Consider the following 12,679-nt stretch of genomic DNA (forward strand, 5'->3'; position numbering starts at 1 on the left):
TCCCATAACTTTTAAAAAATATCAAAATATATATTTTTTTTAAAAAAAAAAATAAAAATTTTGTTACTGGGGTACCTGGATTCGAACCAGGGATGTCGGTATCAAAAACCGATGCCTTAACCTCTTGGCTATACCCCAAATAATTTTATAAAAAAATTTTAAAATATATACGGAAGGCGAGATTTGAACTCGCATACATTTCAGTGCTAGATCCTAAATCTAGTGCGTCTACCATTTCGCCACTTCCGCATAAATATTCAAATATTTTAAAAAATAATAGCTACGACGAGATTTGAACTCATGACCTCAGCGTTATGAGTGCTGCGCTCTAACCACCTGAGCTACGTAGCCTAAAATATTATTAATTATTTACTAAAAAATATCAAATTATTATAAAAAATATTATATATATTTTTTATTAATATAAAATTCTTAAAAAAAAATTTTATATAAGTATTAATTATACTGATTTTATATTTAAAAACAATATTTTTTTTTTAAAAAAAAGAATATAATATTTTAATTTTAAAATTTTAAAATTAATTTTAAATTTTCAAAAATTAAATACTTTTAAAATTAATATTTTACTCTAGAGAAATTTTATATGTCAGATATTATAAACAACAATTTTATTCATAATATTATTAAAAAAGACTTATTAAAAAATCCCAAAAAAAAAATAAATACTAGATTTCCCCCAGAACCTAATGGATATTTACATCTAGGGCATGCTAAAGCAATATTTTTAAATTTTAATTTAGCTAAAAAATATAATGGAACTTGTAATCTTAGATTTGATGATACTAATCCAAAAACAGAAAACCTAAAATATATTAAATCTATTAAAAAAGATATAAGATGGTTAGGATATTTGTGGAATAATCATAGTAATTATACTTCTCAATATTTTAAAAAAATTTACCAATATGCTAAAAAATTAATTAAAAAAAATTTAGCCTATGTTGATCAACTAAATCAAATAGAAATTAAAAAATTTAGAGGTACCTTAAAAGAAAAAGGTATTAATAGTCCTTTTAGAAATCAAACAATTAAAAAAAATTTATCTCTTTTCAAAAAAATGAAAAATGGTTTTTTTAAAGAAGGAGAAATGTGTTTAAGAGCTAAAATTAATATGAAATCGAATTTTCTTTTACTTCGAGATCCAGTATTATATAGAATTATTTATAAAAATCATTATCACACAAAAAAAAAATGGTGTATTTATCCTACATATGATTTTGCACATTGTATATCTGATGCATTAGAAAATATTACTTATTCGTTATGCACTTTAGAATTTTTAGAAAATAAAAAATTATATAAATGGATTTTAAAAAATTTAAACTTTAAAAAAAATCCACCTATCCAATATGAATATTCACGATTAAACTTAGAATACTCTATTCTTTCAAAAAGAAAAATAAAAATTTTAATAAAAAAAAAAATAATAAAAAAATGGAATGATCCTAGATTATTGACATTATCAGGATTAAGAAAAAAAGGATATACTCCTAATTCTATCAATAATTTTTGTGAAAAAATTGGTTTTACAAAACAAAATAGTATTATACAATTAAAACTTTTAGAATCTTGTATTCGTAAAGATTTAAATCTTACTGTGCACCGGAAAATGGCTATTCTTAATCCTGTAATGTTAATAATCACAAACTATCCTAAAAATTTAAAAGAAATTTTAAAAGTTAAAAATCATCCTACGAATAAAAATATGGGATTTCGAGAAATTTTATTTTCAAAAAAAATATATATTGAAGAAGAAGATGTAAAAAAAAAAATTTTAAATTCTAAAAAAAAAATATCTGATATAAAAATTAAATTACGTTATGCATATGTAATAAAAATATATAAAATTATTAAAGACAAAAATCACAATATTTTACATATTTTAGGAAAATATAAACAAAATACAATCGGTAAAAAATTAAATAATAGTTTAAAAAATAAAATTATTCATTGGGTTTCTAAAAAAAATTCTATTCCAGCAATCTTTAAATTTTATAATAAATTATTTTTAAAAAAAAATCCGGAAAAAGAAAAAAATATTTTAAATATTATTAATCCTAATTCTTATTATATAAATAAAGGATTTGTTGAAAATTCTATTTTAACGTATAAAATTAATACAGCACTTCAATTTGAAAGATTAGGATATTTTTTATATATAAACTATAATATAAAAAAGAATTTCTTAATTTTTAATAAAATTGTTTCTTTAAAACAAAAAAAATATTCAAATAAATTTTAAATTTAATTAAATTCTTTTATAAAATTTATAATATATATAGATATCCTTATATTCTAATTTTAATTTACATAAAAAATTTATAAAAAAATTTTAAAACTATATGTCATTTATTCTTTTTAAAAAATAATGATATAATTATTATAATTTTATTTTTAATATATTTAAGGAATTTTAATATGTATACTATAAAAAATGTTATAGCACGAGAAATATTAGATTCTAGAGGAATCCCTACAATAGAAACAGATATTTATTTGAATAACGGAATTATAGGAAGAGCAATATCTCCATCTGGAGCTTCTACTGGCTCTAAAGAAGCATTAGAATTACGAGATAATAATAAAAACAGATTTTTAGGAAAAGGAGTTTTAAAAGCAGTAAATTATATTAATACGCATATTAAAAAATTTTTAATAGGAAAAAATGCTCAAATGCAAAAAGAAATTGACAATTTTCTTATTAAATTAGATGGTACTCCTAATAAATCAAAATTTGGAGCTAATACTATTTTATCTATTTCTCTAGCAATTGCAAAAGCTGTTGCTAAAAAAAAAAATATTCCTTTTTATCAATATATTGCTCAATTAAATAATACCCAAAAAAAAATTATTATGCCTTTACCTATGATTAATTTAATTAATGGAGGTATGCATTCTACAAATAATTTAAATATTCAAGAATTTATGATACAACCTATTAGCGCTCAAAATATCAAACAAGCAATTCAAATAGGATCTGAAATATTTCACAATTTAGGAAAAATTTTACTTAAAAAAGGACTTTCTACAAATGTAGGTGATGAAGGAGGATATGCACCTAATTTAAATTCTAATGAAGAAGCTTTTGAATTATTAAACGAAGCCACTGAAAAATCAAATTATATTGTAGGAAAAGATATTACTTTTGCTATTGACTGCGCTGCTTCAGAATTATATAACAAAAAAACTCAAAAATACTATTTTAAAAATGAAAATTTATCATATAGTTCTAAAGAACTTACAAAATATTTATATAATCTAACTAAAAAATATCCTATAGTATCTATTGAAGATGGACAAGATGAATCAGATTGGGATGGTTTTTTTTATCAAACTAAAAAAATGGGAAAAAATATACAATTAGTAGGTGATGATTTATTTGTAACAAATACAAAACTTTTACAAAAAGGACTAGATTTACACATAAATAATTCTATTTTAATAAAACTTAATCAAATAGGTACTTTAACCGAAACATTAAATGCTATACAATTAGCGCAAAAAAATAATTATAATGTAATTATTTCACATAGATCGGGAGAAACTGAAGATACTAGTATTGCAGATTTAGCTGTAGGAACTTCTGCAGGACAAATAAAAACTGGTTCTATGAGTCGATCTGAAAGATTAGCTAAATATAATCAATTAATTCGAATCGAAGAACAAGAAAATTTTTCTTTAAAAAAATTTTCTCAATATCAAAAATTTAATTTTTTTTTAAAAAAATATAAATAAAATCTCTAATAAAATTTATTTTTTAATTTTATAGAAATATCTTTAAAAAAATAAAAAAAGGGGGTTTAAAAACCCCAAAATATAATTTTAAAAATTTATATTCATAAAAATTTTACAAAATAAAAAAATATATAATACAATTCTAAAAAAATTTTTCTATTTTTTTAAAAAAATATTAATATAAAATACATTTATATTCTGGATAATAAATAATTATATGTTACAAAACTTTCATAAAAATAACTTACTAATTATCGATGGGCATTCATGTTTATATAAATCATATTATGCATTAATTAATTTAAAAAATAAAAATAAATATCCTACTGGAGCAATTTATGGTTTTATTAATACTTTGAATTATTTAAATAATATTTTAAATCCTAGAAAAACTATTATTGTTTTTGATACTAAATATAAAACAAATCGTACTTTATTATATAAAAAATATAAAAATCATAGGAAACCTATGCCAAAAAATTTATATATACAAATTAAACCCTTAAAAAAAATTTTATTAGCTATAGGATTTCCTATTATTACTCTAAAAAATATAGAAGCCGATGACATCATAGGTACTTTAACTCAAATATTTAAAAAAAAATTTTCAAAAATTTTTATTTATAGTTCCGATAAAGATATGTTTCAATTAATTAATAATAATGTACATCTTATTCAAAATATAAAAAACTTAAAAATTTTATCTAATTTAGAAGTTTTTAAAAAATTTAAATTACCAGCTAAAAAACTTGTAGATTTTTTTTCTTTAACTGGAGATACCGTAGATAATATTCCTGGAGTTCCAGGAATAGGCCCAAAAACAGCATTATTTTTATTAAAAAATTTTTCTTCATTAAAAAAAATTTATAAAAATTTAAAAAATATTGAAAAAAATATAGAACCAAAATTTCAGAGAATTCTTGAGATACTCAAAAAAAATAAAAAAAATGCTTTTTTATCTAAAAAATTAATTAAAATTAACAAAAATATTAATTTAAAAATTAATTTAAAAAAAATATTTCAAATAAATCCTAATATACCTTTTTTAATAAAAATTTTTACAAAATATCAATTTTATAAATATTTAAAAAATATTCATAATCAAGAATTTTCTTTATTAAAAAAAAATTAATAAAAAATATTTTTTATTATGTTTTTTTTTTTAACCAATTTTCTAAAGTATTTTTAAAAATCTCTAAACCTTCACAAGTAAGACTAGAAAAATAATTAATTTTATAATTTAAACCCCAAGATAATAATTTTTTTTTAATATTTTTTTTTTTTTTTTGTTTTTTAAATAAAGATAATTTATCTGATTTTGTTAACAATATTAAAACAGGAATTTTTCTATTTTTTGCAATTAATAAAATTTTTTCATCTAAAAATTTTAATGTAGATCGAATATCAGAAAATAATACAATACCATGTAAACAAATTCTAGTTTGGAGATACTGATATGCCCATGTAGAAATTTTATTTTTCAATTTTAAATTAATTTTAGAGTACCCATAACCCGGAAAATCAACTAATCTAAAAATTGAAGATACCTGAAAAAAATTTATTAATTGAGTTCTCCCTGGTCTTTTACTAACACGTGTCAATTTTTTTTGCTTAGTTAAAACATTTAAAGCTCTCGATTTTCCAACATTAGAATAACCTAAAAATGCTATTTCAGAACCTATAGGAGATACCCAATCATTTGATTTTAAAGCACTTTTTAAAAATTTTGTATTTTCATATTTTATACAGACAATCATATATAGTACCTTTATTTTTTTTAAAAAAACTAATCTAAGAATTTTTTATTATATCTCTTTTAATTATTAAATTTTATAATTTTTTAAAAATAAAATTTTTATACTAGGAATCTCAATTAACATGTTAAATAATCGTCGAAATATTGCAATTATAGCTCATGTAGATCATGGAAAAACAACTTTATTAGACCAATTATTACAACAATCTGGTACTTTTCAAAAACATGAAGAAAAAATTGAAAGAATTATGGATTCTCATGAACTTGAAAAAGAACGAGGAATTACAATTTTAGCTAAACATACTTCTATAAAATGGAAAAAATATTCTATTAATATTATTGATACACCTGGACATTCTGATTTTGGAGGTGAAGTAGAAAGAATTTTATCTATGGTAGACTCTGTATTAATAGTAGTTGATGCTTATGATGGTCCTATGCCTCAAACTAGATTTGTAGCAAAAAAAGCTTTTACTTATAATTTAAAACCTATTGTTATAATTAATAAAATGGATAAAAAAATTATAAGACCAGATTGGGTAATTAATCAAATATTTGACTTATTTGTAAATTTAAATGCAACTGATGAACAATTAGATTTCCCTATTGTATATACTTCTGCATTATTAGGATATTCTGGATATTTACCTAAAAATTTAAAAAAAAACTTCATACCTCTATTTGAAACAATGATTAAATATACACCAATACCTAAATTTAATTCTTCAAAAAATTTTCAAATGCAAATTTCACAATTAGATTTTAATAATTATTTTGGAGTCATCGGAATTGGAAGAATAAAAAAAGGAATTTTAAAAACTAATCAAATTGTATCTGTAATACATAAAAAAAAAATTTTATATACTGGAAAAATTAATAAAATTTTAAAATATAAAGGATTAAAACAAAAAGAAATAAATATTGCTTATTCTGGAGATATTATTGCTGTTACTGGATTAAATAAATTACATATTTCAGATACTTTATGTAATCCAGAATCTTTAAAACCTTTACCTATTTTAAAAATTGATAAACCTACTGTAAAAATGTTTTTTTGTGTAAACAAATCTCCTTTTAGTGGTCAAGATGGAAAATATATTACTTCTAGACATTTATTAAAACGTTTAAAAAATGAAACTTTACATAATGTTTCTTTAAAAATTAAAGAAACTAAAAATTCAAACATATTTTTAGTATCTGGAAGAGGAGAATTACATTTATCAATATTATTAGAACAATTAAGAAGAGAAAAATTTGAATTAGAAATTTCAAGACCGCAAGTTATCTTAAAAAAAAAAAACGGTATTATTAAAGAACCTTATGAACAAACAATTTTAGATATTCAAGATATACACCAAGGTGTCATTATCAAAAAAATTGGAGAATTACGTGGAATTATACAGAATATTACTAAAAATACTACAAATAGAATTTCTATAGAATGTATAATTTCTAGTAGAGCATTAATAGGATTTCATAACGATTTTATGCATTTAACTGCTGGAAGTGGATATTTTGTGTCTTCAATTTTACATTATGCAAAATTTCAAAAAAATTATAATTTTGGACAAAGAAAAAACGGAGTATTAATATCTAAAAATACAGGAATAGCTGTATCATTTGCTTTATATAACCTTCAAAACCGAGGAAAATTATTTATTAAACATGCCGAAAAAGTCTATAAAGGGCAAATAATCGGTATTCATACAAGATCTAATGATCTTATAGTAAATTGTTTACTAGGAAAAAAATTAACTAATATGAGAGCCTCTGGAACTGATGAAGCTATTAATTTGACACCTCCTATAAAAATTACCTTAGAATATGCTTTAAATTTTATAAACGATGATGAATTAATTGAAATTACTCCTAACTTTATCAGATTACGAAAAATTAATTTAACTCAAAAAAATAAATAAGAAATTTTCAAAATATTTTTATTAAATCATAATTTAATTTTTTATTTTTTAAATTATGATTTTTTAAAAAAATAATATATTTAATTAAAATATCTTTTTAATTTTATAGAATTATTAGAAGATAAAAAAAATTTACCTTTACATTCTAAAAATTTTTTTTTTAATAAAACTTGTAAACATATTTTTTGAGAATTTATTAAGATTGCATAAAAAACTTTTCCTACAGCATATACATGACCTTTATATAAACATAATATGTTTTCTCCAATTTTAGGTAAAATCTGAGAATTTCCTAAAAAAAAATCTAATTTCATATTAAAAATATTTTTTATTTCCATTTTAAAAATTGTTTCTTGACCATAATAACATCCTTTAGAAAAATTAATAGCATCCCAAAATTTTAAATTTAAAATTTGAGGTAAAAATTTATTTGTCATTTTTAAAGAAAAAATTGGAAAATATGATTCCATATCTAATAATAACCATTGTAAAAAATTATTTGTATTAATATTTTCTAAAAAAAAATTAAATAAAAAAGACTCTAAATTTTTCGAAATTATTATTAAAAAACGAGGAATCGGAAAAAATATTTTTAAAATTATAAAATTTTTAAAATATTCTATATTATTTTTAATAAAAAGATTTTTTTTAAAATTCATATTTAAAAAATCTATAGAATTTTTTCCTGAAAATCCAAAAATCTTAAAATTATTCAAAATTAAAATTTTAATTTTAGAAAAAATAGAGTATTTTTTTAATTCTAATATTTGTTGCTTTACTATTTCTTTAGAAATAATATATATGTAACCTTCTTGAAATAAAAAAATAATAAAAATACCCCAAACTTTTCCATTATAATTACAATGAGCTCCAATTTTATATTTTTTTTGCGTAACTTCATTTAAATCAATAGAAAATTGTTGATTTAAATAATTTTTACTATTAACTCCTGTTATATATACTATTGATAAATGTTCTAAAGACATTAAAGTAGAAACAAGATCTTTACTAAAAAAAATTTTTGAATTTAAAAATAAAAAATGTCTCATATTTAAAGATCTCTCACATTAATAAAATTTATCTAATTTTACAAAAAATATTACTATCTTTTATATAAAATATTCATTTAAAAATAAAATTTATATTTTTATTTTAAAAATAATATTATTTTTTAAAAAAATATTTTATTTAAATTTTTAAAATACTTTATACTAAAGTTTTAAAAATATTTATTTTTTCTTAAAAAACTTTATACTATATATATTTTTAAAAAAACTTTTTAATTAAATTTTTTTTAAAAAAAAATAATTATTATAATATGGAAAAAAACATGACAGAATTATTTAAAATCATTAAAAAAATAAAAAAAATTAAAAATAATATTAAAATCTTAAAGAGGAATCTTTGAATCTTTATTAAATCAAAAAAAAAAAATAAAATATTCTCTTTTAAAAAATTTTTCTCAAAAAATAAATATTAAAAAAAATAAAAAATTTTTTTTTTTACAAAAAACCATAAATGAAATAGAAGAATGGATTGAAATTTTCAAAAAAGATAAAGACCCGTATATTTTACAAGAAATAAAAATATTATATCAAAATTTAAAAAATAACGTCCATAAAATAGAAAAAAAATTTATGTTTTTACAAAAAGATGATAAAAATAATTGTTATATAGATATACAATCCGGATCCGGAGGACTAGAAGCTCAAGATTGGACTAAAATATTATTACGTATGTATTTACGTTGGGCTATTAAAAAAAACTTAAAATCATATATTATACAAGAAACTTTAGGAGAAAATTCTGGAATTAAATCTATAACATTAAAAATTATTGGAAAATACGCATTCGGATGGTTTCGTACAGAATCCGGAATACATCGATTGGTACGTAAAAATCCCCTTAATACTAACAATCGTAGACATACTTCTTTTAGTTCTGTATTTGTTTATCCAGAAATTGATAAAAAAATTAATATTAAAATTTCTCTTTCTGATATCAAAATTGATGTATATAGAGCCTCAGGAGCAGGCGGACAACATGTTAATCGCACAGAATCTGCTGTTAGAATTAAACATCTTCCAACAGGATTAGTCACACAATGTCAAAATAGTCGATCACAACATCAAAATAAAAATTCAGCCTTAAAACAATTACAGTCTAAATTATATGAATTTGAAAAAAAAAAAAAAAATATACAAAAAAAAAATATAAACAAAAAAAAATTAGATATAAGATGGGGTAATCAAATACGATCATATATTTTAGATGACTCGCGCATTAAAGATCTTCAAAGTGGAATAGAAACCCATAATATACAAAAAATATTAGATGGTAATTTAAAAATTTTTATTGAAAAAAATTTAAAAAATACAACAGGATAAAAAAATTTGAAAAATATTATTATTTCTAATGATAATCTAAAAAAAATAAATATCGAATATTTTGAACGTAAAAAAAAATTAATTAAATTAAAAAAGAATGGATTTAATTTCCCAAATCACTTATATTTTATAGAATCTTTTAAAAAAAAATATAAAAAATATTTTAAAAAAACAAAAAAAGAATTAAAAAATTTAAATATTTCTGTAAATATTTCAGGACGTATTTTAATACGTAGATTATTTGGAAAAGCATTATTTTTCATTATTCAAGATTTTAATTTTGAAATACAAATTTATATTTCTTCCAATATTTTTTCAATTTCAGAATATCAAGAAAAAATTTTAAACTTAGAGATAGGAGATATTATTGGTATACAAGGTATACTGTTCAAAACAAATACCCAAGAATTATCTATTTATTGCCAGAAAATTGATTTATTAAATAAAAGCTTATATACACTTCCTAAAAAATTTTATGGATTACGAAATCAAGAATTAAAATATAGACGAAGGTATTTAGATTTAATTATCAATCAAAAAACAAAAAAAATTTTTATTACAAGATCTAAGATATTATCTGAAATAAGATTTTTTATGGAAAAAAAAAAATTTATAGAAGTAGAAACTCCAATGATGCATATAATTCCAGGAGGAGCTCTTGCTAAACCTTTTATTACTTACAACAATACATTACATCAAAACATGTATTTACGTATTGCTCCTGAAATATATTTAAAACAAATTATCATTGGAGGATTTAAAAAAATATTTGAAATTAATAGAAATTTTAGAAATGAAGGAATATCTACTCGACATAATCCAGAATTTACTATGATGGAATGTTATACTGCATATAATAATTATAAAGATATGATGTTATTATTAAATAAATTACTATTATATTTAATTAAAAAATTATTTAATTCTTCTATTTTAAAATATAAAAAAAATTCTTTTGATTTTAAAAAAAAAATTCCTACTATGACTATGTATGAAGCTATTTTATTCTTTAACCCTAATATTAAAAAAAAAGATTTAAAAAATCTTAAAAATATAAAAAAACTTATTAAAAAACTAAATTTAATTATTGAAAAAAAATGGAAATTAGGACATATTATTAATTATATTTTTGAAAAAACAACAGAAAAAAAAATCATATCTCCTACTTTTATAACGCATTATCCAATTGAAGTATCTCCTCTTTCTAAAGCAGATAATAAAAATCCTAATTATGCTGAAAGATTTGAATTTTTTTTATTTGGTTATGAAATAGCTAATGGATATTCAGAGTTAAATGATTCTGAAGAGCAAAAAAAACGTTTTAAATTACAATTATCTTATGAAAATAAAAAAAAAAATATAAATAATAATTATGATAAAGATTATATACATGCTTTAGAATATGGTTTGCCTCCAACAGCTGGATTAGGGGTAGGGATAGATCGATTAATTATGATTTTAACTAATAACGAAAATATTCGTGATGTTATTTTTTTTCCTACACTACGCATTAAAGAAGCATAGAAAAATAAAAAACAATACTTAAAAGTGAAAATCTATGAATACTGAAATTTTAAAAAAAAAAAATATTTTTTTTTTAGATAAGAAATATAAAACTCCATTATGGTTATATAACGCTGATATCATAAAAAATCAAATTCTAAAATTAAAAAAATTTGATATCATACGTTATGCACAAAAATCTTGTTCTAATTTACATATTTTAAAAATTATTAAAAAATATGGCGCTAAGATTGATGCTGTTTCTTATGGGGAAATTAAAAGAGCTTTATTAACTGGTTTTAAACCTAAAAGTAATGATATTGTTTATACATCAGATATTTTTGAAGAACATACTTTAAAAAAAATTATTAAACATAAAATTCCAGTTAATTTAGGATCTCTAGACATGATTTCTCAACTAGGTAAAAAATCTTATCAACATCCAGTCTGGATACGTATAAATCCAAAATTTGGATCCGGACATCACATACGAACTAATACAGGAGGAGAAAATAGTAAACATGGAATTTGGAATATAACTTTTGCTTTAGAATTACTTAAAAAATATAATTTAAAATTAATTGGATTACATATTCACATTGGATCTGGAGTTAATTATTTACATTTACAAAAAGTTAGTCAATTTATGATTAATGCAGCTCTTAAATTAAACCAAAAAATTAATTTTATTTCTGCCGGAGGAGGTTTAAGTATTCCCTATAAAGATTCTGAAAAAGAAATCGATATAAAACATTATTTTAATCTTTGGAATACAGCAAAACATAATATTTCTAATTTTTTGAAATGCCCTTTAAAATTAGAAATAGAACCTGGAAGATTTATCACAGCTCAATCTGGAATCTTACTCACTAAAATATGTGCAATCAAAAAAACACAAAAAAAATATTTTATTATTATCAATTCAGGATTTAATGATTTATTAAGACCAGTATTATATGGGAGTTATCATAAAATTTCAGTAATTCCCGGACCAAAACACATTTTTAATCAAAAATATAATATTGATGCTATATTAGCTGGACCTTTATGTGAATCTGGTGATATTTTTACTGTTACTGATACAGGTCATTTACTAACTCGAAAATTTAAAAATGTTGCATTAGGAGATTATATTGTTATTCATGATACTGGAGCTTATGGATCTAGTATGTCTTCTAATTATAATAGTAAACCTTTAATTCCAGAAATTTTATATTATAAAAAAAATTTTAAAATAATTCGTAGAAGACAAACGATAACTGAAATGTTAAATTTAGAAAAATAAAAATCTTAAATTTATATAATTTTATTTATATAAAATAAATACCTAAAAATATATTAAAAAAAAATTCTTAAAA

The 12,679-nt window shown here is 19.9% G+C and carries 9 protein-coding genes and 3 tRNA genes; 7 read left to right on the top strand and 5 right to left on the bottom strand.

The window, feature by feature from the left end:
- Positions 1-66 precede the first annotated feature (66 nt).
- From RJT25_RS01385 to RJT25_RS01395, 3 genes are all read right to left on the bottom strand, one after another.
- Positions 67-138, bottom strand: a tRNA-Gln gene (locus tag RJT25_RS01385).
- Between the two features lie 30 nt (positions 139-168).
- Positions 169-249, bottom strand: a tRNA-Leu gene (locus RJT25_RS01390).
- A gap of 28 nt (positions 250-277) precedes the next feature.
- A tRNA-Met gene (locus RJT25_RS01395) sits at positions 278-351 on the bottom strand.
- Positions 352-604: 253 nt separating this feature from the next.
- On the opposite strand from RJT25_RS01395, the gene glnS reads away from it, so the two are divergent.
- The 3 genes from glnS to RJT25_RS01410 all read left to right on the top strand — a co-directional run bounded on the left by glnS (position 605) and on the right by RJT25_RS01410 (position 4,888).
- A complete protein-coding gene (glnS, locus tag RJT25_RS01400; protein ID WP_343126436.1) occupies positions 605-2,263 on the top strand; it encodes a glutamine--tRNA ligase in 1,659 nt (552 codons plus the stop codon).
- Positions 2,264-2,439: 176 nt separating this feature from the next.
- The gene (gene eno, locus RJT25_RS01405; protein WP_343126437.1) at positions 2,440-3,756 is read left to right on the top strand and encodes a phosphopyruvate hydratase; all 1,317 of its coding nucleotides are present in this window, start codon (positions 2,440-2,442) and stop codon (positions 3,754-3,756) included.
- A gap of 217 nt (positions 3,757-3,973) precedes the next feature.
- Positions 3,974-4,888, top strand: coding sequence for a 5'-3' exonuclease (locus RJT25_RS01410; protein WP_343126438.1), 915 nt, complete (start codon positions 3,974-3,976; stop codon positions 4,886-4,888).
- A 16-nt stretch (positions 4,889-4,904) separates the two neighbouring features.
- Here RJT25_RS01410 and yihA read toward each other — a convergent pair whose 3' ends face one another.
- Complete coding sequence (gene yihA, locus RJT25_RS01415; RefSeq protein ID WP_343126439.1) at positions 4,905-5,513, bottom strand: ribosome biogenesis GTP-binding protein YihA/YsxC; 609 nt, start codon at positions 5,511-5,513, stop codon at positions 4,905-4,907.
- A 121-nt stretch (positions 5,514-5,634) separates the two neighbouring features.
- Here yihA and typA point away from each other — a divergent pair, with 121 nt between their 5' ends.
- A complete protein-coding gene (gene typA / locus RJT25_RS01420; RefSeq protein ID WP_343126440.1) occupies positions 5,635-7,431 on the top strand; it encodes a translational GTPase TypA in 1,797 nt (598 codons plus the stop codon).
- Between the two features lie 80 nt (positions 7,432-7,511).
- On the opposite strand, the gene RJT25_RS01425 is transcribed toward typA, so the two are convergent.
- A complete protein-coding gene (locus RJT25_RS01425; protein WP_343126441.1) occupies positions 7,512-8,480 on the bottom strand; it encodes a tRNA-modifying protein YgfZ in 969 nt (322 codons plus the stop codon).
- A gap of 281 nt (positions 8,481-8,761) precedes the next feature.
- Between RJT25_RS01425 and prfB the strand changes: the two genes are divergently transcribed.
- The 3 genes from prfB to lysA all read left to right on the top strand — a co-directional run bounded on the left by prfB (position 8,762) and on the right by lysA (position 12,606).
- Positions 8,762-9,818, top strand: a protein-coding gene (prfB, locus tag RJT25_RS01430) for a peptide chain release factor 2 (RefSeq protein WP_428994265.1) whose coding sequence is annotated in 2 segments (ribosomal slippage) — positions 8,762-8,836 and positions 8,838-9,818 — 1,056 coding nt in all. Because the reading frame shifts where the segments join, the coding sequence is not laid out codon by codon here.
- A 6-nt stretch (positions 9,819-9,824) separates the two neighbouring features.
- Positions 9,825-11,342, top strand: coding sequence for a lysine--tRNA ligase (gene lysS / locus RJT25_RS01435; RefSeq protein ID WP_343126443.1), 1,518 nt, complete (start codon positions 9,825-9,827; stop codon positions 11,340-11,342).
- A gap of 34 nt (positions 11,343-11,376) precedes the next feature.
- Positions 11,377-12,606, top strand: coding sequence for a diaminopimelate decarboxylase (gene lysA / locus RJT25_RS01440; RefSeq protein ID WP_343126444.1), 1,230 nt, complete (start codon positions 11,377-11,379; stop codon positions 12,604-12,606).
- The last annotated feature ends 73 nt before the right edge of the window (positions 12,607-12,679 follow it).

The sequence above is a fragment of the Buchnera aphidicola (Nippolachnus piri) genome, from assembly GCF_039383305.1.
Classification (GTDB): domain Bacteria; phylum Pseudomonadota; class Gammaproteobacteria; order Enterobacterales; family Enterobacteriaceae; genus Buchnera_F; species Buchnera_F aphidicola_AZ.

Excerpts from the sequence above, each read along its gene's own strand:
- glnS (WP_343126436.1), top strand. The coding sequence starts at position 605 with ATGTCAGATATTATAAACAACAATTTTATTCATAATATTATTAAAAAA.
- RJT25_RS01410 (WP_343126438.1), top strand. The coding sequence starts at position 3,974 with ATGTTACAAAACTTTCATAAAAATAACTTACTAATTATCGATGGGCAT.
- yihA (WP_343126439.1), bottom strand. The coding sequence starts at position 5,513 with ATGATTGTCTGTATAAAATATGAAAATACAAAATTTTTAAAAAGTGCT.
- eno (WP_343126437.1), top strand. The coding sequence starts at position 2,440 with ATGTATACTATAAAAAATGTTATAGCACGAGAAATATTAGATTCTAGA.
- RJT25_RS01425 (WP_343126441.1), bottom strand. The coding sequence starts at position 8,480 with ATGAGACATTTTTTATTTTTAAATTCAAAAATTTTTTTTAGTAAAGAT.
- typA (WP_343126440.1), top strand. The coding sequence starts at position 5,635 with ATGTTAAATAATCGTCGAAATATTGCAATTATAGCTCATGTAGATCAT.
- lysA (WP_343126444.1), top strand. The coding sequence starts at position 11,377 with ATGAATACTGAAATTTTAAAAAAAAAAAATATTTTTTTTTTAGATAAG.